Here is a 21,210-nt window from a genome sequence, read left to right on the forward strand (position 1 = left end):
ACCTACCGAACCGAGCACCCCACGGCACGTCGCACCGGCAGACCACGCTCTTCCAGCGCCAGCAGCAACCCTTCACCACGCCGCGCGCCGACCACTGAATCCGTCCGTGCCAGATCCGGCACGTAAGTGGCCGCGCCGACAATGGATTCGCCCACGAGCGACCAGAACCGGCGTTCGCCGAGACCCGCACAACCCGCCAACGTGCCCTGGATCAACCGCAGCGACGGCTCGCACCGATGTGCGAGCCAGACGTACATCGCCTGCTCGCACGGCAATGTCACCACCCCGGACTCCCCCGCCAGCCGATCGCCGTCGAGTACGCGAATCGTGGTGTCGGCCAAGCCCGCCCAATCGATGCCGCCGTCATTGTCGGCGTGGATCCACAGGTTCTCGAGACCCGGATCCCACGCGCGACCCTCGGCAACCAGCAGGGCGACCACCCGGCCGATCACCGCGTGGATCAGCGCGGTCGCCACCACTTCGGCGGCGGTATCGGCACTGATCATCTCCGCGGCGTGGCGCCGATACATCAGCTCGATCCGGCCTTCGCGAAGCCCGTCGGCGAGCCGCCACCAGCGTCGCTTGCCCTGCTCGGACATCGCCGCCACCGCGTACACCCGGGGATGTTCGGGCTGTAGCGACCGCAGCCGGGCGCACGAGTTCCCGAACGCCACCTGGGACCGGCGCGGCATCACTGGCTCGGGCATCGAACCTCCTCGGGTCGGCTGCGTAATCGGGTCGCATCGAAAGATAGGTTAGGCTTACCAGACCTAGCAACCGGACACCACACATCGAGTCAGGAGTAGTTCGTCGCTGTGACGGCAACAGGCACCATCGCGCGGGGGGCGCGACGAACGAATCCAGCGCGTCGGCGTCGACTCGGGCTCATCCTGCTGATCGCGCTGCTCCTGCTCGCCACCGTGGCCAGCATCGCGATCGGCACCCGATCGCTTTCCCCCGGTACCGTGTTCGACGCCGTGCACAACGCCCTCACCTGCGCGGACGGACCGTTCCACTGCCCAGCCGCATCGACGGCGGAGGAAATCGTGCGCGGACTTCGCCTGCCGCGCACCGCACTTGGGCTGGTCACCGGACTCGCACTGGGTATCGCGGGTGCGCTCATCCAGGGCTATACCCGCAATCCGCTCGCCGACGCCGGACTGCTCGGGCTGAACGCGGGCGCGGCATTCCTTGCGGCGCTGAGCATTTACCTGTTCGCGCTCACCGCGCCCGAGCAGTACATCTGGTTCGCCTTCGCGGGGGCGATGATCGCGGGGCTGGTCGTGTTCGGGGTGTCGGCGATCGGCGGCGGCAAGGCCAGCCCGCTCAGTTTGGTGCTGGCCGGCGCCGCGGTGACCGCATTCCTGCAGGCGATGACGAATGCCATTGTGCTGCTGGACAATGCGGCGCTGGACAGCTACCGATTCTGGGTGGTCGGCACCGTGAACGGACGCGATGCCGAGGTGTTCTGGCAGGTATTGCCGTTCTTGGCGGTCGGTCTGGTGCTGGCCCTCGCGGCCTCGCCCGGTTTGAATCTGCTCAGCCTCGGCGACGAGGTCGCGCGCGGGTTAGGGGTGAATATCGGACGCAGTCGGGCACTCGGATCGACAGCGATCGTTTTGCTGTGTGGTGCGGCGACGGCGGCGGTCGGTCCGATCGCGTTCATCGGGCTGGTAGTGCCGCATATCGCAAGGGTTTTCACCGGTCCGGACTATCGCTGGCTGATCCCGTATTCCGGACTGCTCGGCGCCTTGCTACTGCTGGTCGCCGATGTGATCGGACGAATTGTGGCGCGTCCCGGTGAATTACAGGTCGGCGTGATGATCGCGGCCCTCGGCGCACCGTTCTTCATCCTGCTCGTCCGCCGCAGGCAGCTGGTGAGCCTGTGAGGGTCATGGCACAGCGGGGCAGCGTGGCTTCCCCACAGTCCTCGTCGTCGATAGCGGCCGCCCACGTACCGTTGCGCCGCGTCCGGCCAGCGCTGCGGATCGGTCCGGTCTCTCTGGTGCTCCGCCCGACCATGGCGCTCATGGCTCTCGCGCTCGCCGCGACGCTGCTCGCACTGTTCTGCCTCGATATCGCCTTCGGCGACACCCACATTCCGCTCGGCCGGGTATTGGATGTGCTCACCGGCGGCGGCACCCGATCGCAGCGCTTCATCGTGCTGGAGTCCCGATTACCGCGCGCGCTCACCTCATTGGTCGTCGGTGCGGCACTCGGCATCGCGGGTGCCATCACCCAGTCCATCCTGCACAACCCGCTCGCCGCGCCGGATATGCTCGGCATCACCACCGGATCCAGTCTCGGCGCGGTCGCGGTACTCGTCGGAACCGGGGGCGCGACAACGGGATTGGCCGCGAGCGTCGGCGCTCCGCTGGCCGCGCTCGCGGGTGGTCTGCTCACGGCGATCGCGATCTACCTACTCGCCTGGGGCCGCGGCCGGACCGGCGACCGCGGCGTCACGCCGATGCGGCTGGTGCTGATCGGTGTCGGCATGAACGCATTGTTGTTGTCCGGCATCAGCTTTCTGCTCACCCGCGCCAGCCTGCAGGACGCGGCCCGCGCGCAACTCTGGCTCAATGGCTCGCTCAATAGCGCGGACCAGACGAAGCTGATCCCGGCCGCCCTCGCACTGGCCGTTGTCGCGCTGGTGGCGGTGGGTTCCGCGAGAACCCTTGCGGCACTGCGTCTCGGCACCGATACCACGCGCGTACTCGGGGTGCGGATCCAGTCCCAGCAGACGCTGTTGATCGGCGCGGCCGTGGTCGCCGCATCCGTCGCGACCGCCTCGGTCGGTCCGGTCACATTTGTGGCGCTCGCCGCACCGCAGATCGCGCGCCGACTGCTGCGAACTCCCGGCGAACCGCTCATCGGTTCGGCATTGATCGGCGCCATCCTGGTGGTCGGCGCGGATCTGGCCGCGCGCTCGCTGTTCCCGGTCGATCTGCCGGTCGGCGTGGTGACCGCCGCCTTCGGCGGACCTTTCCTGCTCTACCTGCTCGTGCGCATGAATCGGAAGGCGACCCTGTCATGACCACCGACACGCGGCTCTCCGCACAGGAAGTCACCCTCGGCTACGGCGACCGCGTCATCGTCGACGGACTCACCATCGATATCGCCCCCGGCGTGATCACCACCGTCATCGGCCCCAATGGCTGCGGCAAGTCGACCATGTTGCGCTCACTGGGTCGGCTGCTGCGCCCGCGGCAGGGCCGAATCCTATTGGACGGCAAGGCGATTTCGTCGATGAAGACCAAGGATGTGGCGCGTATCGTGGGCATGCTCCCGCAGTCGCCGGTCGCGCCCGAGGGGCTTACCGTCGCGGATCTCGTCGCGCGCGGGCGTCATCCGCACCAGTCCTGGATCCGGCAGTGGTCGGCCACCGACGAAGACGAGGTCATGTCCGCGCTCGCGGCGACGGGCATCGCCGATCTGGCCGATCGCGCCCTCGACGAGTTGTCCGGCGGGCAGCGCCAACGCGCCTGGATCTCGATGGCACTGGCCCAGGGCACCGATATCCTGCTGCTCGACGAGCCGACCACCTATCTCGACCTCGCGCATTCGGTCGAGGTCCTGGACCTGGTCGACCGCCTGCACGACGATCTCGGCCGCACCGTGGTGATGGTGCTGCACGATCTGAACCTGGCCATTCGCTACAGCGACCAACTCATCGTCATGCGCGACGGGCGTATCGTCGCCCAGGGTGCGCCCGCCGACATCATCGATGTCGGCCTGTTGCGCGAGGTCTTCGATCTCGACGCGTCCGTACTCGAGGACCCGGTCTCCGGCCGACCGATGATCGTGCCGATCGGAACGCGGCATGTTTTGCCGGGGTATGAGAAATGACACACCAGCTATCAGGCAGTTACGACGGCGCGTAGTACGCAATTGTGTCGTTGAGTCCGTAAACTTGTGGGATGGCAGGACTTGGTGAACTCGAGAAAGCGGTCATGGACCAGCTGTGGTCCAGTGACGAGCCGCAGACCGTACGGCAGGTACACGAGGCTTTGGCCGCCCGCCGTGAGCTCGCGTACACCACGGTGATGACGGTGCTGCAACGGCTGGCGAAGAAGAATCTGGTGGTTCAGCGCCGCGACGACCGCGCGCACCGCTACGCCCCGGTGCATACCCGCGACGAACTGGTGGCCAGCTTGATGGTCGACGCACTGCAGCAGGCCGATGCGGCGGGCAGCCGCGCGGCGGCGCTCGTGCACTTCGTCGAACAGGTCGGCAGGGACGATACGGACGCGTTGCGCGAAGCACTCGCTAAGCTCGAAGGATCCGAAGATACTGCGCCGCCTAAGCAGTAGTCTTGGGATCCTGGCCTCACAATGAGGTGAGTGCCCTGGCCCCACAACGCAGTGAGCTGACTCGATGAACGCAACCGCGCCGGTATTCGCCGGTCTTGCATTGCTTCTCGCGGGGCCCGCCCCAGCGCTGTTGAGCCGCGCGACCTGGCCGTATCGGACGCCGCGCGCCGCGCTCGTGTTGTGGCAGGCCATCGCGCTCGCCGCCGTGCTCAGCGCATTCGGCTCGGGCCTGGCCATCGCCGCCCAATTGCTCGTTCCTGGTCCGGACGGTCGTCCGACCACCTCTCCGGCGCGCGAAATCGATGCGCTCGGACTACCGCTGTGGCTGGCCTATGTCTTCGTCTTCGCGTTGACCCTGCTGGTCGGCGCGCGACTGATCTACGCGATCGTGCGCGTCGGCGTGCACACCCGCAGGCGTCGGGCGCGCCATCGCATGCTCGTCGATCTGCTCGACCAGAGCGGACCACGGCGCCGCGCCTCCGATATCCGGGTGCTCGCCTCGAACGAGCCGATCGCCTACTGCCTGCCCGGCCTGCGCCAGCGGGTCGTATTGAGCGAAGGCACGCTGACCAGCCTGCAGGACGCCGAGGTCACGGCCATCGTCAGCCATGAGCGCTCGCATCTGCGCGCCCGTCACGATCTGGTGCTCGAGGCCTTCACCGCGGTGCACGAGGCCTTCCCCCGGGTGGTGCGCAGCAAGGCCGCGCTCGGCTCGGTGAAACTGCTCATCGAACTGCTCGCCGACGACTCCGCGGTAAAGGTGACCGGCCCCAAGCCGCTGGCCCGCGCGCTCGTCGCGTGCGCCAAATCCACCGCACCGCAGGGCGCGCTCGCCGCTGGCGGTCCGACCACCTTGATCCGCATCCAGCGACTGGGTGGACGGATCGGCGATATTCGGGTCGCCTCGGCGGCGTATCTGGGCTCGGCGGCCATCCTGGTGGTCCCGACCATGGCCGTCGCGGTACCCTGGCTGGTCGAACTGGATCGACTGCTGCGTAATTGATTCATCCGGTTCCACCTGACACACCCGGTCCTACCGCATCCCGATGACCGGGCCCAACCATCTCGGCGGCACCACCGCGTGCCCGGATCCGCCCGCGCCGAGACACGAAAGGCACACACACCCTTTGACCTCCTCGACCCCTGCCACCACCTTCGCGGATCTGGGCCTACCCGCCGTGCTCGTCCAGGCGTTGCGCCGCGACGGCATCGAGGCGCCGTTCCCGATCCAGGCCGCGACCGCGACCGATGCGCTGGCGGGCAAGGATGTGCTCGGGCGCGGACCGACCGGCTCCGGCAAGACCCTGGCCTTCGGGCTGCCGATGCTCGCGCTGCTCGCGGGCGCGCAGGCCAAGCCGGGTAGACCGCGCGGCCTGGTACTGGTGCCGACCAGGGAACTGGCGGCACAGATCGAGAAGGCGCTCGACAACGCGGCCCTGTCACTCGGGCTGCGGGTGGCCTCCGTGGTCGGCGGCGCACCGATCAAGCGGCAGGCCGATCGGCTCGCGCGCGGTGTGGACCTGCTCATCGCCACACCGGGTCGCCTCGAGGATCTGATCAACCAGCGCTCCGCCGATCTGTCCGACGTGCGGATCACCGCACTCGACGAGGCCGACCATATGGCCGATATGGGGTTCCTGCCCCAGGTCACCAAGCTGCTCGACCGGACGCCGAAAGACGGCCAGCGCCTGCTGTTCTCGGCCACCCTCGACGGTGAGGTCGACAAGCTGGTCAAGCGCTACCTGCGCTCCCCCGTCACACATTCGACCGCGCCGCCGTCGGCCTCGGTCGCGACCATGTCGCACCACCTGCTGTACCTGCGCAAGGCCGATAAGCGCGAGATCAGCGCGCAGATCGCCGCGCGCGACGGGCTGACCATCATGTTCGTGCGCACCAAGCACGGTGCGGACCGGCTTGCGAAGCAGTTGCGCGGGGCCGGCATCGCGGCGGGCGCGCTGCACGGCGGTAAGGCGCAGAACAACCGCGTGCGGACCCTCGCCGCATTCGCCGACGGTACGACGCCGGTGCTGGTGACCACCGACGTGGCCGCGCGCGGCATCCACGTCGACGGGATCTCCCTTGTCGTGCATGTGGATCCGCCCGCGGAGTCGAAGGCCTACCTGCATCGCGCCGGCCGCACCGCCCGGGCCGGTGAGGACGGCGTCGTCGTCACGCTGGTGACCGAGGAGGAACGCGCCGAGGTCGAGAAGATGACCCGCAAGGCGGGCGTCGATGTCGACGGCGTGCAGGTGCGTCCGGGTGATCGGCGCCTGATCCAGATCACCGGCGCGAAGCAGCCCTCAGGCGTGCCGATCGTCGCGGCGAACTCGGCGGTCACGGTGGGTGACGAAGGTGAGTTGAAGGTCGGCGCTGGTCGACGCGGTGGCTCGAACCGCAGGTCGGGCGGTGCCGGCTCCGCCGATACCGGTCGCGGCGGCCGTTCCGGTGGTTCCCGTCGCGGTACGGGTTCGGGCAGTACCGATGGTCGTGGTGCCAGTTCGGCTGGTCGCGCCGGTGGTGCGAAGAAGTCCCGGGACCGTTCGCCCAGTTCCGCTACCGCGGCGGGCGGGCGCGGACGCGGATCATCGGACCGGGCCACGGCAATGGCTGCCCCGGGCCGCGGCGCGGGATCGGCGAGGACGGCTCCAGGCCGCGCCGCGAGCGCGGCATCGGCCGCGCCCAGTCGTGCTGCCGGGTCGGCGAAGTCGGGCATGGTACGGGCTGGCGCTGGCCATGGCGCCGGATCGGGCGCTGCCGCACGCGCCGCGTCGGCCAACCATGGCGCCGGGGCGGCATCCGGTCGCGGCGTCGGTTCCACTGCGTCGGCTCGCACCGCCGCGACCAGCGGCGACACGCCCGGACGTGCACGTCGACGCGCCGGGCGAGCGCAGGGGGTGCCGGGCAGCGGCAATCGCGGGGCAAACTGATCGGGTGTCGAACCATGAGGTGGGCGCGGTTGTCTGCGCCTTGATCTCGGCGCTGCTCTTCGCGGTGGCCGCGGTCGCACAACAGCATGCTGCCGCCGCGATCCCCGAAGACGAGCCACTGCTGGGTTCACTGGTGCGCAATCCCCGCTGGTGGGCCGGAATCGTCGGGGACGCGGGCGGCTACGCGATGCAGGTCGCCGCGCTGACCTTGGGTGCGGTGCTGCTCGTGCAACCAATCCTGGTGAGCATGTTGGTCTTTGCGCTCCCGCTCTCCGCCCGGCTCAACCGCCGCCGCATCACCCCGCGCACCTGGGCGACCGCCATCGCCCTGGTAGCGGCCCTGGCCTGCTTCTTGATCGTCGGCGATCCGACCGAGGGCGATACGACTGCGCCCCTGCGTAATTGGATCCCGCCGCTGGCAGCCATGCTCGGTCTGCTTGCGATAGCTTCCGTCATCGGCATCAAGACCTCCGACCCGACCCGCCGCGCACTCCTCTTGGGCGCCGTCGGCGGTTCCTTATTCGGTCTGGCCGCCGCGCTCACCGATTACGTAACCGAACTCTTCGCAGGCGGCCTCACCCACGTGCTCGGCAGCTGGCAGACCTGGGCGCTGGTCGCATCCGGCCTGATCGGCCTCTATCTACAGCAACGCGCCTTCCAGTCCGGCCCCCTCGTCGCCTCCCTCCCCGCCGTCACCATCGCCGAACCCCTGGCCGCCGCCTTCATCGGCATCACCGTCCTCGACGAACGCCTCCGCACCGACCACCTGGGTCTACTCGTCATCGCCATCGCGGTAATCACCATGTGCGCGACCACAATCCAACTCTCCCGCGTCCAAGCCGAGCCCGACCTCCGGGAACCATGATCAGGTGGAAATCCGCCGCCGGTTCCCACTTGATCTCGAGCCCGACCTTGTGAGTTTCGTCTCGCGCACGGCCCGGACCGAATGCTGGTTGATTGCACGTGATCACGGCGCACCGGTTAGAATCGGTTAAGTGCAGTTTCTCCCTGGTCATCAGCCGCCGTACGACCTGACCTACGACGACCTCTTCCTCGTCCCGAATCGGACGGATGTCGCGTCACGGTTCGATGTGGATCTGTCGACCGCAGACGGGTCCGGCACCACCATTCCCATTGTCGTCGCGAATATGACCGCGGTCGCCGGACGCCGGATGGCCGAGACGGTAGCGCGCCGCGGCGGCATCGTCGTCCTGCCGCAGGATCTTCCGATCGCCGCGGCCGCCGACACCATCGCCTTCGTCAAGAGCCGCTCGCTCACCGCCGACACCCCGGTCACCCTGGATCCGCAGCGTTCGGTTTCCGAGGCCGTCGCCCTGATGCACAAGCGCGCCCACGGCGCGGTCGTCGTCGTCGACGGCGGTAAGCCGGTGGGCGTGGTCACCGAGGCGTCCTGCACCGATGTCGACCGCTTCGCCCGGGTGCGCGATGTCGCTGTCACCGATTTCGTGCAGGCACCGGCCAGTACTTCGCCGCGCGATATCTTCGACCTGCTCGAGGCCGAGCACGCGCAACTCGCCGTGCTCACCGCCGAGGACGGCGGCCTCGCTGGCGTGATGACCCGCACCGGAGCCATCCGCACCGGCATCTACCAGCCCAATGTCGACGCCGACAACAAGCTGCGGGTGGCCGCCGCGGTCGGCATCAACGGCGATGTGGCCGCCAAGGCCAAGGCGCTCGTCGACTCGGGTGCTGATCTGCTCGTCATCGACACCGCGCACGGCCACCAGGCCAAGATGCTCGAAACCCTCAGCGCCATCCGCGATCTCGGCCTCGGCGTGCCGCTGGTCGCGGGCAATGTGGTCTCCACGCAGGGCACCCGCGACCTGGCCGCGGCGGGTGCGGACATCATCAAGGTCGGCGTCGGCCCCGGCGCCATGTGCACCACCAGGATGATGACCGGCGTCGGCCGTCCGCAGTTCTCCGCGGTGGCCGAATGCTCCGCCGCCGCAAAGGAACTCGGCGTGCACATCTGGGCCGACGGCGGCGTCCGGCACCCGCGCGACGTCGCGCTGGCACTGGCCGCCGGCGCGTCCAACGTGATGATCGGCTCCTGGTTCGCCGGCACCTACGAATCCCCGGGCGACCTGCGCGTGGACCGTGACGGCAACGCCTATAAGGAGAGCTTCGGCATGGCCTCCAAGCGTGCCGTCGCCGCCCGTACGGCCACCGACAGCGGCTTCGACCGCGCCCGCAAGGCACTGTTCGAAGAGGGCATCTCCAGCTCCCGGATGCGCCTGGACCCGGAACGCCCCGGCGTCGAGGACCTGATCGACCACATCTGCTCCGGCGTCCGCAGCGCCTGCACCTACGCCGGCGCCCGCAGCCTGCTCGAGTTCCACGACAAGGCCGTGCTCGGCGTGCAGTCGGCGGCCGGGTTCGCCGAAGGCCGCCCGCTGCCCAGCGGCTGGTAGCAACACACGCGACACCGGCCCACGCGGGCACGCGCGTGGGCCGGTAGCATGGGGGTTGCCGGTTTCCGGTACGACAAACCCCATTTGCCGAGAGGAACAAGTTGTCACCCGCGTCCGAGGGCGCCGCACAGGAGGGCTCCTCTACCGAGCCGGGTGACAAACCCGGCGCTCTCCTTCCCACAGCAGCCCGATTCGATTCAGCTCATTGTGTGTCTCGCAGGTGGTGCTGACAATGACCGTCGTGCTCACCGTGCTCAGCCTGATCGGGTTCATCGCCCTGACGGTTGGCACCGCACTGTTCGTGGCCGCCGAATTCTCGCTCACCACATTGGAACGCAGCACCGTCGAATCGCATGTGCGCGCCGTCGGCGACGCCCGCTCGCGGATGGTCCGGCAGGCGCATACCACCCTGTCGTTCCAACTTTCCGGTGCCCAGCTCGGCATCACCATCACCACCCTGATCACCGGTTATATCGCCGAACCGGTGCTGGCCCGACTCCTATCGCCGCTGTTCACCGCGCTCGGCCTGACCCAGGGTGCGGCGCAGGGCATCTCGCTGACGCTGGCGCTGCTGCTGGCCACCTCGCTGTCGATGACCTACGGCGAACTCGTCCCGAAGAACATCGCGATCTCCAAGCCGCTGGGCACCGCGCGGATGACCGCGGGCCCGATGATCGCCTTCTCGGTGGTGTTCAAGTGGATGATCCGCTTCCTCAACGGCTCCGCCAACTGGGTGGTCCGCCGCCTGGGCGTGGAACCGGCCGAGGAATTGCGCTCTGCGCGCTCTCCGCAGGAACTCGGCTCGCTGGTGCGCACCTCCGCGCAGCGCGGCGCCCTGGACTACCGCACCGCGCAGCTGGTGGACCGCTCGCTGCAATTCGGTGAGCGCAGCGCCGAGGAACTGATGACACCCCGGGTCAAGATCGAATCCCTGGACAAGTCCGACACCATCGCCGACCTCATCGCGGCCACCAGCCGCACCGGATACTCGCGCTTCCCGGTGATCGACGGCGATCTGGACAACACCCTGGGCGTGGTGCACATCAAGCAGGTCTTCACCCATCCGGCGCATGTCCGCAACACCATCCCGCTGCATCTGCTCGCCCGCCCGGTGCCGATCGTGCCCGCCAGCCTCGACGGCGACGAGGTGCTCGAGCGGGTACGCGCCGACGGCATGCAGGTCGCGCTGGTGGTCGACGAATACGGCGGCACCGCGGGCATGGTCACCATGGAAGACCTCATCGAGGAGATCCTCGGCGATGTCCGCGACGAACACGACGAGGAAGAACGCGATGTCCGCCGGGTCGCCGACGGCTGGGACTGCTCGGGGCTGCTGCGCATCGACGAGGTCTCCCGCGCCACCGGATACGACGCGCCGGAGGGCGAATACGAAACCCTCGGTGGTCTGGTGCTCACCCGGCTCGGCCGCATCCCGGTCGCCGGCGATGAGGTGATCCTGCCGAATCCGCGCTCCTCGCACCGCTATCCGGACGACGAGGATCAGGGCGGCTGGATCGCCAAGGTCGAACGGATGGACGGGCGGCGCATCGACCGGATCCGGCTGGTCCCGGTCGCCGCCGCCGCGCTGAGTTCGCTGCACGCCGACTCGCACAATGCCAAGGAGAACAGCCATGGGTGATCTCCTCGGTGTCCTGCTCACGGTGGTGTTGCTGGGGTGCAACGCCTTCTTCGTCGCCGCCGAATTCGCGCTGATCTCGGCCCGTCGCGACCGTCTCGAAGCGCTCGCCGCACAGGGAAAGCGCCAGGCCGACACGGTGATCCGGGCCGGTGAGAACCTGTCGATGATGCTGGCGGCAGCACAGCTCGGCATCACCATCTGCTCGATCCTGCTCGGCCGGGTGGGCGAACCCGCGGTGGCGCATCTGCTGGAGGGGCCGTTCGAACTGGTCGGCATGCCCGATCAGCTGCTGCATCCGATCGCCTTCGCCGTCGCACTGGCGATCGTGGTTATCCTGCACATCCTGTTCGGCGAGATGATTCCGAAGAATATCGCGCTGGCCGGACCGGAACGCAGTGCGCTGCTGCTGGTTCCGGTGCATCTGATGTGGTTGCGGTTGGCGCGCCCGCTGATCGCGCTCTACAACTTGGCCGCGAACCTGTCGCTGCGGATGCTGCGGGTCGAACCCAAGGATGAGCTGGAGGCCACGGTTTCCAGTGTGGAGCTCGCCGAGATGATCGGTGAATCCCGTTCGGAGGGACTGCTGGACGAGGAGGAGCACCGCCGGCTCACCCAGGCGCTGGGCACCTCCGATCGCGTCGTCGGCGATGTGATGGTGCCGCTGGCAACGACACGTTCGGTTCCGTTGCGCGGCGGCGGAACCGAGCTCGGCGATATCGAAACCGCCGTCGCGGAGACCGGTTTCTCCCGGTACCCGGTGCGCGCGAGCGACGGTTCGCTGGTCGGTTATCTGCATGTCAAGGATGTGCTCGACAAGGTCGCCGACGAGAGCGCCGGGCCGCACACCCCCATTCCACGCACCGACATCCGCCCGTTGCCGACGGTGGGCTCCGGCACCACACTGTACGAGGCGCTGGCCAGGATGCGCCGCACCAACTCCCATCTGGGCCGGGTCGTCGACAATCGCGGCAATACCGTCGGCATTGTGGCGCTGGAGGATCTGGTGGAAGAGTTCGTCGGCACCGTGCGCGACGGGACGCACCGGGTGATCGAATGATTTTGCTGGCCGAGTCCGAGTGGCGGGCCAGGGCGGCCGCGCACCGGGCTCGGCTGGACGAACTCGTCGGACCGTATCTGCAACGGCGCGCGGCGGGTTCGTCGCATCCGGTGATCGATTTCCTGTTCACCTACTACGGGCATAAGCCGGCGCAGTTGCGGCGGTGGCATCCGGGGTTCGGCATCGCATTGGCCGGAGCGCGCGAATACGATGGGGGCCGCGGATATCACCGCATCGAGGTCGTCTCCAGCGAACTCGGAGCCGACGAAGGGCTCGGACCGGACGCGTCCGCATACACCGCGGATCCGGCCTACCTCGCACGACGCCGGGACACCATCGCCTACATCGCGAATCTGTTGCGCGCCACGGCATCCCGCCCGGCCCAGCTGTCCTGCTTCGGGCTGCACGAATGGGCGATGGTCTACAAGACCGACGACGTCCGCCACCAACAGGTCCCGCTACGCCTTGGCAGCACCGGCACCGACGCGGTCGTCGAATCAATGTCATTGCGCTGCACCCACTTCGACGCCTTCCGGTTCTTCACCCCCGACGCCGTCGACCGCAACGCCGAGCCGCTGACCCGTGCCGACCAGGTCGCCCGGGAGCAGCCCGGCTGTCTGCACGCCAATATGGACCTCTACAAGTGGGGTTTCAAACTCACCCCGCTCATCTCCTCCGACCTGCTCCTCGACTACTTCGAGTTCGCCTGCGCCGCACGCGAACTCGATATGCGAGCGAGTCCGTACGACCTCACCGATTACGGCTATGAGCCGGTCCGCATCGAAACCCCCTCCGGGCGAGCCGAATACGTCCGCGCGCAGTCGGCGCTGGCCGAGCAATCGATGAAACTCAGACAGTCCCTCCTCGATGTCTGTGCAACACTGCTGGCGCACGAGACCGTGGGACTCGCCGCCAACTGAGCGCCATCTCATATCGCGTCGCTACCTGCGATTTCCGCCAAATTCCTCCATCAAGTTTCGGCCTGTTACTACTATGCAGACAGTCATATTCCGTCTGAGTCGGCGCCGTTTGGCGCCCATGATGAGAAAAGTTGGGATGCAACGATGCACCCGAAGCTGACACTGCGCCGTGCCCGGCCATTGGCTCTGTTCGCCACAGCGGTCGTCGCCGCGACAATGCTGCCGAGCAGCGCGTCGGCCGATCTACAGTCCGATATGGCCACCGCAGTTCAGGAATTCCTCGATATCGGCCGCACCTCGGTGCCCCAGGCGGACTGTGGACCCGGATCGATGCCCGAAACCGGACAGCAGGGCGATGTTCCGGCCGCCGACCGCGACAGTCGGCGCAGCACCCAGGGCTACACCTGCAATATGTCGATGGTCGGCAACTTCGCCGGGCGCGGCGGCGGCATCACCTCCACCAGCTTCGACCACTGCGCCTATGTGGGTTCGTTCTTCCCCGGCGATCTGATCAGCGAGGGCCGCGGCGTCCAAGTACTCGATGTCTCCGACCCGGTGCATCCACGTCCGACGGTCACCCTGACCGAACCCGCGATGCTCGCAGGCACCTGGGAAAGCCTCAAGGTCAACACCGAGCGCAAACTGCTGGTCGGTACGGGTGTGCCGATCGCCGAGGGCGCCGGCTATCTGTCGGTCTACGACATCTCCGATTGCGCGTATCCGAAGCTGCTCAATCCGGGACCCGGCACGAATCTGCTGATGCCGCTGCCGATCACCACGCACGAGGGCGGCTGGTCCCCCGATGGCCGGACCTATTGGGCCTCGGGTATCGCACCCGGCTTCGTCAGCGCCGTCGATCTCACCGATCCGGCGAATCCACACGTCATCTGGCAGGGCCTGACCGGTATCGAGGCACACGGTTTCGGCATCAGCCCGGATGGCAACCGGATGTATCTGTCGGCACTGGGCGGCTTCACCGTGCTCGATATCAGCGCCGTACAGCGCCGCGACCCCGACCCGCAGGTCACCCATATCGGCCGCACCTTCTGGACCGACGGCTGGGCCACCCAGCACAGCATTCCGGTGACCTATGACGGCAAGCCGTACCTCTACACCATCGACGAAGGCGGTTCCGGCGGTGTGAAACTCATCGATGTCTCCGATGACACCGCGCCGAAGGTCGCGGGGAAGGTCAAGCTGGAGATCAACCTGCTGCAGAACATCGACAGCAGTATCGGCAGTGCCATGGGCGGTTCGGGGTTCGCCTACGAATCGCACTACTGTGCCGCCGACCGCCCGGTCGATCCCACCGCGCTTGCCTGCGGCTGGATCTCTTCCGGAATCAGGGTTTTCGATATCCGCGACCCGCACAATATCCACGAGATCGCCTACTTCAACCCGCCCGCACGCACCGGCCAGAACCTGAGCCTGTGGAACTCTCCGCATGCCCTCGTCTCGATCATCGGCCTGCCGTTCATGAGCACACCGTCGGTGGCACGCGCGGTGCTCGAGGGGCAATTCAATCCGTCGGACGCGCTCTCTGCGCGCACCGACATGCTCGCCTTCGGCGATATCTCCACCGACTGGTGCTTCTCGCCGCCGGAGTGGCGTGGCGACCAGCTGTATGTGGCCTGCTCCGATAACGGTTTCATGGTGCTGCAACTCGAGAACGACGTGTACACCGCACCCGCGGATCAGCGATCGACCGTCGGGTCGTGACCGTGTCCCGCTGGATTCGAGTCGCCGCATTCGCCTCCCTGGCCTTCGCCCTGGTGGTGATCGGTGCGGCGCTGCGGCCGCTGGTGCTGCCCGAATATCACACGGCCGCACCGGTTCTCAGCTCGGTGGAGATCGGGTTCGCGCAGGATATGACGGCGCATCATCAGCAGGCGCTGATCATGGTGCAGCGCTTGGATCGTGAGGTTGCCCCGACGGTTCTGCGTCTGGCCCAACAGCTCGCGGACGCACAGCGCATCGAGATCGGCAGCATGCTCGGATGGCTGCGGCTGGCCGATGCGTCGCCGTTATCGCCGCACCCGATGGCCTGGATGCATGCCGATGAGGCTGCGTCGCACCAGCATTCGACCGCAGCTACGCAGCCGACGCGCGCCACGATGCCTGGCATGGCGACCACCGGCGAACTCGACGCCCTCGCCGCCGCACGCGGGCATGATGCCGAAATCCTGTTCCTGCAACTGATGTTCCGCCACCATCAGGGTGGAGTCGCCATGGCTCGCGCCGCCGACGAACTGCTCAGCTCCGGACCCGTCAAGGAGACGGCGCGGTCGATATTCCAGACCCAGAGCCAGGAGGCGGGCGTCATCAGCGTGCTGCTCACCCAGCTCGGCGGACAACCGTTGCAATAGCGCTCGACCGCGGAGCCGACCCGCGCCCCCTCGCCGAGGTATGGTCGATCTAGATCCACGGCAGAGGAAGGCTCGAGCGACACGTGATCCGGACCGAGACAGTCACCGTTCCCGAACACGTGCACGGGTATCCCGACGTGGCCTTCGGCGGATATGTCGCGGGGCTGCTGGCCGGGCGCTGCGACGACGCGACGGTACGCGTCGACTTCCGCGCCAAAGTGCCGCTCGAGACCCAGATGTCATTGCACCCCACCAGATCCGGTGGACACGCGCTGACCGGCACGGACGGCGCACTGCTCGCCGAATCCACGCCCGCGGTGCTCAGCGCCGATCCCCCGCCCGCCCCGACCTGGGCCGAGGCCGAGGCCGTCACCGAAGCGGCCATGGTGTCGCGCCGCGTCACCGACTGCTACGGCTGCGGCGCCGCCTGCGCACCCGGACGCGGCCTGCGCCTACTGACCTGGGACACACCGGATCACGACCTCATCATCGCCGCCTGGATCCCCGACCCCGGACTCGCCGACGAATCCGGGTGTCTCCCACCAGAAGTCGTCTGGTCGGCGCTCGACTGCCCCGGTGGCTGGGCCGCCATGCGCAAACAAGGCATGCCCACCGGTGGGGTAACCGCGGCCCTCACCGCCACCCAACTCCGCCCCGTCCACGCCGACTCCCCCTACATCTCCTACGCCTGGCCCATCACCCATCAAGGCCGCAAACACACCGTTGGCATCGCCCTCGCCACCCCCTCCGGCGACCTCTGCGCCGTGGCCGAAGCCCTCTGGATCGGCCCCAAACCCTGAACCAGCTCGGTGGCCATGGGCACCGCTGCCGAAGCATTCGCGGTTACTTCATGGTGGCGAGGTTGTGCCAGAGGTTTCGGAGGCTGTCGGTGCCGCCGAACAGCGTGGTGAAGTTGGTGGAGTCGATGAGCACGATGTCGCCCGCCCGCCTGCCTGCGGGTGGCATCCAGATCAGCGTGTTGAATTCGGTGTTGCCGGCGGCAGTGAAGGGGTGGGGTCGGTCGGGGTCGACCCGCTGGCGGCCCAGGACACGGAGCGAATCGCTTTCCGGCGCGGTGAGCTCGTAATGCGGTAGATGGGGGTGGAAGTTGAATGTCGTGACGTTGTCCAACAGCCGCAGCGCATCCAGATCGCGGAACCCGGTCAAGGGTGCGATCTCGTCGGTGCCGTCGACGACCGCGGGCCGCAGGCCCCATTTGTTGTGCACAGGCACATCGAGAGCTTGCATGAGCGAGCGTGTGTACTGGCCGAATCGCTGCTGCCGCGGCACGAGTCGGTCGCCGTGGTGCTCGTATTCCATTTGTCGCTGCGCGTAGTCGTCGGTGTACCCGACGTCATGGTGCGGTGCCAGTAGCAGACAGGTGCCTTCGCGTTGCAGCCACTCGCGGATCGCGTCGATCTCCTCCGGTGCGGCTTGCTGCTCGGAGAGGACGTGATCGAGCCCGAACACCATCAGGGTGTCGGTGTCGGCCAGGATCCGCTCGTCGATCGGCAAGGTGTAACCAGCCTGGTCGATACGCTGGAACACCGCGACGGGGTGACCGGTGGCCTCCTCGGCCAGCTGCTGAAACGCCAGCGTCGAGCGATGGAACAGCTCCAATGTGCCCGCGATGCCCTGCAAGAAGTGCGCTTCGTCGTATTCCGCAGTCTCGTAGCTCGGCCACAGCACGTTGCGGACCTCGGTCATCGTCGAGAAGCGGTTGTACATCTCGGCGGGATCGCGCTGCGCCTCCCATGGATAGCTCCACGTCCAATAGATGCTCAGCCGCCGCCGCCCGTCGCGGCTGCGCGGTATGTGGTTCTGGTTGTAGGTGCGTGCCATCGGCAGGGGGCTCATGGTGTCACCTCTCGGCTGTCGAGCGTGGCCAGATATCGCAGAGCGCTGATACTCGGAAGGAAGAAGTACGCACCGCCTGTGAGCGTGGTGAAGGCCGGCAGTCCCGCGAGCATCTTGCGGATGGGCCGCTTGGGGATCGTGAAATCCAGGGTGCCGTCCTGGGTGCCGCAGATGGGGTCGTGTTCGTTGCCGAGTTCGTGGAATGTCTTGTCGTTGATCCAGACGTTCTGGGCGAACTCGAACTGGCGGACCAGGCTGGCGCAGATGATGAACGCGGCGATCCCGCGGTCCACCCCGTCGTCGGGGGCATCCTCGGGTAGCGCGGGACCGTAGGTGGCGCCGCGGCGAATCATCCTGCGGCGGTTCATGTTCACCGCGGTGTCGCGCGGGTTGAGTCGCCGGGCGTGCGCGCCCAGTGGTACCGCGTAGCCGTGCGGATCCATCTCCTTGTAGTTGAAGTCATTGTTGCGCATGGGATCCGCGCCAAGCGCTGGATCATCCCGGTCCGGGGCCAACACCAGGGGGGCGCCGCTGCGCCAGCGCCCCATGATCTTCGCGGCGAGCAACTCCTGCCCGTCCGGGGTGTCCGCGTGCTCGCGCAGATAGTTCCGAAACGCGCCGACGTGTTCTCGCAGCCGCCGGTAGGCCATATAGCTTCCGTTGCGGAACAACACCTCCGGCTGTGGCAGCGCCCGCGGTGGCCCCTCCTCGTCGGGGTAGCCCAGGATGAATTCACCGGGTTGCAGCGGTGCCCCCGAACCCGGGGTGGGTGCTTCGCCGGATCCGTCGATCACCGGCTGGGACAACCGATCTCGGAACCCGAAATGATCGTGGGCGTGATCGAAGGGCGGCGTCGCGTTCAGATCCAGGAACGACAACACCCGCACACCGGAGCAACGTGCCACCAGCTTGTGATGTTCGGTAGTGCAGCGCCGATGCTCGGCATCGGTGCGGGCGAACAGGATCGCGATGGCGTGCAGGTCGTCACCGGCCAGCCCGCCTACCCAGTTGTCGGGATGCGCGGCGCCCGTGTCGCCCAAGATGTCGGCGCGGGCGGCCATGCCTTCGCGGAACTCGTCCGGGAAGGCGGCGAGCACCTGCTCCGGCACGCCGAGTGCCCGCAGTCCGCGCCAGGTGAAGGCCAGCGTGACCCAGCGGTCGGAACTGTCCATCGTGGCGCGCACGTCCGCAGCCGATTGCACGCGATCCACCAGCGGCGTCAACCAGGCCCGCGCCCCCGCGGGATCATCGAAGGACAGGAACTCGTAGCGGCCGGTCATCGCCGGGGTCCGGGTCAGCAGAATGTGCTGAATATCGTCGAGTTCCAGCATTGGCTACTGCATCTGGTCGAGCATGTCGGAGAACGCCGCCTTCAGCCGCAGCGCTTTCTTGATCTCGTCGGCGGTGACGTAGGGGTACTCGCCGTATTCGAGGAAGCTCGGGAACTGGTGTTCACGAACGAATTTCACGAACGCCGCCGGATTTTCCTTCCAATCCTCCGGAAATCCCTCGAGATTGGTGAAAACCGTGGTGATACCGGTCTGGGAGAACAGGGTCACGGCGTCCTCGGTGTATTTGTCGAAATCGGTGTCGAAAATGCCTTGGTATTGGAAATGCAGTCCCGACCCGACATCGAACAATACCCACCGTAGATAGTGCAGCCGCAGCGGTGCCAGCGCCTCCGGGGCAGCCGCGATCGTATCCTCGATCTGCTTGCCATACGCGCGAATGGCCTCCTCCCGACCCGGTTTCACCTTGGCGATGATCGAGAACCCGTAGCAGGCGGGCGTGCGGGGATAGATCGGACCGTACCTGCCCCGCTCCAGATCGAAATAGCCCTCCGGCGGGATGGCCATTGCCGCCGGTTTACTCCAGTCACGCTCGGTTGTCGGCATATCTCCACCCATCTTCCGCACCGCAGTAAGCTGGACTTCGCTTATGCTATGCCTCGGCCCATCGCGCCGAAGCCCGAACAGCACCGGCAATCGGGAAAGAAGTAATCAACGACGTCGGTGCGTTGGAATATGCGCCGGGAACACGCTCGCTCCGGTCTCATCGAACAATCGCGCGCCGAGCGCAACTGAACTCGCAATTCCGCGATGCTGCCGACCACCGGGTCCGACGAAAAGCGCTGCCCAACGTCACAAACACCCACCAGGCCCGCGCGAGGTGTGCCACAGTACCCCTTGTGGACGAGCCAGCTCCCCGCCGTTCGGCCGATCTGGAGATGGTCTACCAGACCGTGGCGGACCGACGTCTTTCCTACGAAAATCTCCTCTGGCAGGTTCCCACTCTCAGTCTGACCGCCCAGGCATTCTTGTTCAGTATCTCGATGGGAGCCGGAAACGACCCCGTCGCGCGGATAGCCTCGTCGCTACTCGCGCTGATCGTGTCGATCATTTCGATCATGCTCATGGCGAGCCATCGCCTCGCCGAACGCAAGGACGCGATATGGCTGGAGCGGTTCGAACAGCAGCAGCTCGGCGCGGGCACCTGGGCCGCGCACGGCACCGTCTTCGAGACACAACAGCAGGGCGTCGTCCTCGACGTCGGCTGGCTGGACAAACTGATACCGATGCGGCAGATGTTCACGGTATGGGTCATCGGACTGGCCTGTTTCGGCGTGGCCGCCATCTTCATGATCATCCGGACACTGGTTGATCTCGGGCACTGAGCCGTAGCGAACCGGCACGGGCGCCCGCACTTCGAGGGGTGAGCCCGAATCCCGGGCAGAATCTGGTCATGGACCCAGCGTTGGCTCTGCGGCGCTCAGGTGTTCTCTACGAAGCGATACCAGGAGCCATGGAAGGGTTCGTAGCCGATGCCACCGGGTTCGGCGGGGCCGATGCTCGGCGCGCTGTCCGGGAAGTAGGCGAAGCCTTCGGAGTTGGTCGCTCCGCCACTGACGTAGAACAGGCAGGCGCCGTCGCGGCGGGTGATGTAGGTGACGGTGTAGACGCCGAGGTGGGTGCGGTGGCCCGGGTTGACGCAGGCGGCGGCCTGGTCTTCGAGGATGGGGCGGGACAGGCGCCAACCGGCGGCTTCGGGGACCTCGTACCAGACCAGGGCGGCGAGCGTGGCGAGGAGAATCGGGGCGGCCAGGCCGACCAGGACGGCGTGATAGCGGATCAGACCGAGAATGCCGAATACGACCGCGACCACACCGAGGACCGAAAGTCCCACCCACAGCAGCACTTTGCTCGGAAAGCTGCCCTGAGCAGCCAATTCCCAGCACAGCGCGGCACATAGCAGCGCGATGACCGCGGTGATGGCGCCCATCCAGAGTTCGAACCACAGCGGTGTCCGCCGGGGGCCGCCGCTGCTCATGTCAAGAAGATACGTCGATCCACCCTGTCCCCGAAGGGAATCGGCGCAGCGAGATGACGAAGAAAACCCCGGCCTCGCCCATCCCATCAGGGGGGCGAGGCCGGGGTCGTCGTATCAGACGTTCAGTTCGGCTGTCACAGCGGCGGGAAACCGGCCGAACCGGTGGCCATCCAGTTCCAGAACTGCGCCGCACGGTTCACAACCAGGGCGAACACATCAAGGACAACGCTTCCCATAAAACTTCCTCACATCGGACTATCTCGTGCAGCGCCCAGGGTAACGGATCGTTATGCAGGTCGAAACCGGTCATCCACCCCGCCGAGGGCCGCCGTGTGGTATGGGAATCCCCTGCCCGGCATGTTCCCGAGCAGGGGA

Annotated in this window: 19 protein-coding genes and 1 pseudogene; 15 read left to right on the forward strand and 5 right to left on the reverse strand. The window is 67.0% G+C overall.

Annotation, left to right across the window (positions count from 1 at the left end; translation table 11 throughout):
- Nucleotides 1-2: 2 nt before the first annotated feature.
- Nucleotides 3-707, reverse strand: a complete 705-nt coding sequence (locus ACHQ4I_RS23150) for a hypothetical protein (RefSeq protein ID WP_420773890.1) — start codon at nucleotides 705-707, stop codon at nucleotides 3-5.
- Nucleotides 708-815: 108 nt separating this feature from the next.
- Here ACHQ4I_RS23150 and ACHQ4I_RS23155 point away from each other — a divergent pair, with 108 nt between their 5' ends.
- The 14 genes and pseudogenes from ACHQ4I_RS23155 to ACHQ4I_RS23220 all read left to right on the forward strand — a co-directional run bounded on the left by ACHQ4I_RS23155 (nucleotide 816) and on the right by ACHQ4I_RS23220 (nucleotide 16,451).
- Nucleotides 816-1,889, forward strand: coding sequence for a FecCD family ABC transporter permease (locus ACHQ4I_RS23155; protein ID WP_420773891.1), 1,074 nt, complete (start codon nucleotides 816-818; stop codon nucleotides 1,887-1,889).
- A gap of 131 nt (nucleotides 1,890-2,020) precedes the next feature.
- Nucleotides 2,021-3,034 (forward strand): FecCD family ABC transporter permease, encoded by a 1,014-nt coding sequence (locus ACHQ4I_RS23160; protein ID WP_420774184.1) that lies wholly within the window; start codon nucleotides 2,021-2,023, stop codon nucleotides 3,032-3,034.
- Complete coding sequence (locus ACHQ4I_RS23165) at nucleotides 3,031-3,846, forward strand: ABC transporter ATP-binding protein (protein WP_420773892.1); 816 nt, start codon at nucleotides 3,031-3,033, stop codon at nucleotides 3,844-3,846. The genes ACHQ4I_RS23160 and ACHQ4I_RS23165 overlap by 4 nt, the downstream gene beginning before the upstream one ends.
- 71 nt (nucleotides 3,847-3,917) lie before the next feature.
- On the forward strand, nucleotides 3,918-4,310 hold the full coding sequence (locus tag ACHQ4I_RS23170) for a BlaI/MecI/CopY family transcriptional regulator (RefSeq protein WP_420773893.1): 393 nt from the start codon (nucleotides 3,918-3,920) through the stop codon (nucleotides 4,308-4,310).
- A gap of 64 nt (nucleotides 4,311-4,374) precedes the next feature.
- Nucleotides 4,375-5,313 (forward strand): M56 family metallopeptidase, encoded by a 939-nt coding sequence (locus ACHQ4I_RS23175; protein WP_420773894.1) that lies wholly within the window; start codon nucleotides 4,375-4,377, stop codon nucleotides 5,311-5,313.
- 124 nt (nucleotides 5,314-5,437) lie between these two features.
- Nucleotides 5,438-6,611, forward strand: a pseudogene (locus tag ACHQ4I_RS23180) (DEAD/DEAH box helicase); the annotation flags it as partial.
- Nucleotides 6,612-7,241: 630 nt separating this feature from the next.
- Nucleotides 7,242-8,102, forward strand: coding sequence for a DMT family transporter (locus tag ACHQ4I_RS23185; protein WP_420773895.1), 861 nt, complete (start codon nucleotides 7,242-7,244; stop codon nucleotides 8,100-8,102).
- A 130-nt stretch (nucleotides 8,103-8,232) separates the two neighbouring features.
- A complete protein-coding gene (locus tag ACHQ4I_RS23190) occupies nucleotides 8,233-9,669 on the forward strand; it encodes a GuaB1 family IMP dehydrogenase-related protein (protein ID WP_420773896.1) in 1,437 nt (478 codons plus the stop codon).
- Nucleotides 9,670-9,901: 232 nt separating this feature from the next.
- On the forward strand, nucleotides 9,902-11,308 hold the full coding sequence (locus ACHQ4I_RS23195) for a hemolysin family protein (protein WP_420773897.1): 1,407 nt from the start codon (nucleotides 9,902-9,904) through the stop codon (nucleotides 11,306-11,308).
- Nucleotides 11,301-12,365 carry a hemolysin family protein gene (locus tag ACHQ4I_RS23200; protein ID WP_420773898.1) on the forward strand — a complete coding sequence of 355 codons (1,065 nt, stop codon included), beginning with the start codon at nucleotides 11,301-11,303 and terminating at the stop codon, nucleotides 12,363-12,365. The genes ACHQ4I_RS23195 and ACHQ4I_RS23200 overlap by 8 nt, the downstream gene beginning before the upstream one ends.
- A complete protein-coding gene (locus tag ACHQ4I_RS23205) occupies nucleotides 12,362-13,285 on the forward strand; it encodes a 3-methyladenine DNA glycosylase (protein WP_420773899.1) in 924 nt (307 codons plus the stop codon). Before ACHQ4I_RS23200 ends, ACHQ4I_RS23205 begins: the two co-directional genes overlap by 4 nt.
- A 144-nt stretch (nucleotides 13,286-13,429) precedes the next feature.
- On the forward strand, nucleotides 13,430-15,004 hold the full coding sequence (locus ACHQ4I_RS23210; RefSeq protein ID WP_420773900.1) for an LVIVD repeat-containing protein: 1,575 nt from the start codon (nucleotides 13,430-13,432) through the stop codon (nucleotides 15,002-15,004).
- Nucleotides 15,001-15,651, forward strand: coding sequence for a DUF305 domain-containing protein (locus tag ACHQ4I_RS23215; protein ID WP_420773901.1), 651 nt, complete (start codon nucleotides 15,001-15,003; stop codon nucleotides 15,649-15,651). The genes ACHQ4I_RS23210 and ACHQ4I_RS23215 overlap by 4 nt, the downstream gene beginning before the upstream one ends.
- Nucleotides 15,652-15,734: 83 nt before the next feature.
- Nucleotides 15,735-16,451, forward strand: a complete 717-nt coding sequence (locus ACHQ4I_RS23220) for a PaaI family thioesterase (protein WP_420773902.1) — start codon at nucleotides 15,735-15,737, stop codon at nucleotides 16,449-16,451.
- A gap of 43 nt (nucleotides 16,452-16,494) precedes the next feature.
- Here ACHQ4I_RS23220 and ACHQ4I_RS23225 read toward each other — a convergent pair whose 3' ends face one another.
- From ACHQ4I_RS23225 to ACHQ4I_RS23235, 3 genes are read right to left on the reverse strand one after another with little or no spacing between them, the layout of a single operon-like run.
- The gene (locus ACHQ4I_RS23225; protein WP_420773903.1) at nucleotides 16,495-17,508 is read right to left on the reverse strand and encodes a hypothetical protein; all 1,014 of its coding nucleotides are present in this window, start codon (nucleotides 17,506-17,508) and stop codon (nucleotides 16,495-16,497) included.
- Nucleotides 17,505-18,839, reverse strand: a complete 1,335-nt coding sequence (locus tag ACHQ4I_RS23230; RefSeq protein WP_420773904.1) for a Dyp-type peroxidase — start codon at nucleotides 18,837-18,839, stop codon at nucleotides 17,505-17,507. Before ACHQ4I_RS23230 ends, ACHQ4I_RS23225 begins: the two co-directional genes overlap by 4 nt.
- Before the next feature lie 3 nt (nucleotides 18,840-18,842).
- The gene (locus tag ACHQ4I_RS23235; RefSeq protein ID WP_420773905.1) at nucleotides 18,843-19,403 is read right to left on the reverse strand and encodes a hypothetical protein; all 561 of its coding nucleotides are present in this window, start codon (nucleotides 19,401-19,403) and stop codon (nucleotides 18,843-18,845) included.
- 293 nt (nucleotides 19,404-19,696) lie between these two features.
- On the opposite strand from ACHQ4I_RS23235, the gene ACHQ4I_RS23240 reads away from it, so the two are divergent.
- Complete coding sequence (locus ACHQ4I_RS23240; protein WP_420773906.1) at nucleotides 19,697-20,182, forward strand: hypothetical protein; 486 nt, start codon at nucleotides 19,697-19,699, stop codon at nucleotides 20,180-20,182.
- 95 nt (nucleotides 20,183-20,277) lie between these two features.
- Here the strand turns inward: ACHQ4I_RS23240 and ACHQ4I_RS23245 are convergent, their stop codons facing one another.
- Nucleotides 20,278-20,835 (reverse strand): hypothetical protein, encoded by a 558-nt coding sequence (locus tag ACHQ4I_RS23245; protein WP_420773907.1) that lies wholly within the window; start codon nucleotides 20,833-20,835, stop codon nucleotides 20,278-20,280.
- Between the last annotated feature and the right edge of the window lie 375 nt (nucleotides 20,836-21,210).

The sequence above is a fragment of the Nocardia nepalensis genome, from assembly GCF_048910785.1.
Lineage (GTDB): Bacteria > Actinomycetota > Actinomycetes > Mycobacteriales > Mycobacteriaceae > Nocardia > Nocardia nepalensis.

What these genes read in the sequence shown, in the direction of transcription:
- ACHQ4I_RS23150 (WP_420773890.1), bottom strand. Translation starts at nt 707, where the DNA reads ATGCCCGAGCCAGTGATGCCGCGCCGGTCCCAGGTGGCGTTCGGGAAC.
- ACHQ4I_RS23160 (WP_420774184.1), top strand. Translation starts at nt 2,021, where the DNA reads ATGGCGCTCATGGCTCTCGCGCTCGCCGCGACGCTGCTCGCACTGTTC.
- ACHQ4I_RS23165 (WP_420773892.1), top strand. Translation starts at nt 3,031, where the DNA reads ATGACCACCGACACGCGGCTCTCCGCACAGGAAGTCACCCTCGGCTAC.
- ACHQ4I_RS23170 (WP_420773893.1), top strand. Translation starts at nt 3,918, where the DNA reads ATGGCAGGACTTGGTGAACTCGAGAAAGCGGTCATGGACCAGCTGTGG.
- ACHQ4I_RS23175 (WP_420773894.1), top strand. Translation starts at nt 4,375, where the DNA reads ATGAACGCAACCGCGCCGGTATTCGCCGGTCTTGCATTGCTTCTCGCG.
- ACHQ4I_RS23195 (WP_420773897.1), top strand. Translation starts at nt 9,902, where the DNA reads ATGACCGTCGTGCTCACCGTGCTCAGCCTGATCGGGTTCATCGCCCTG.
- ACHQ4I_RS23200 (WP_420773898.1), top strand. Translation starts at nt 11,301, where the DNA reads ATGGGTGATCTCCTCGGTGTCCTGCTCACGGTGGTGTTGCTGGGGTGC.
- ACHQ4I_RS23205 (WP_420773899.1), top strand. Translation starts at nt 12,362, where the DNA reads ATGATTTTGCTGGCCGAGTCCGAGTGGCGGGCCAGGGCGGCCGCGCAC.
- ACHQ4I_RS23210 (WP_420773900.1), top strand. Translation starts at nt 13,430, where the DNA reads ATGCACCCGAAGCTGACACTGCGCCGTGCCCGGCCATTGGCTCTGTTC.
- ACHQ4I_RS23225 (WP_420773903.1), bottom strand. Translation starts at nt 17,508, where the DNA reads ATGAGCCCCCTGCCGATGGCACGCACCTACAACCAGAACCACATACCG.
- ACHQ4I_RS23230 (WP_420773904.1), bottom strand. Translation starts at nt 18,839, where the DNA reads ATGCTGGAACTCGACGATATTCAGCACATTCTGCTGACCCGGACCCCG.
- ACHQ4I_RS23235 (WP_420773905.1), bottom strand. Translation starts at nt 19,403, where the DNA reads ATGCCGACAACCGAGCGTGACTGGAGTAAACCGGCGGCAATGGCCATC.
- ACHQ4I_RS23245 (WP_420773907.1), bottom strand. Translation starts at nt 20,835, where the DNA reads ATGAGCAGCGGCGGCCCCCGGCGGACACCGCTGTGGTTCGAACTCTGG.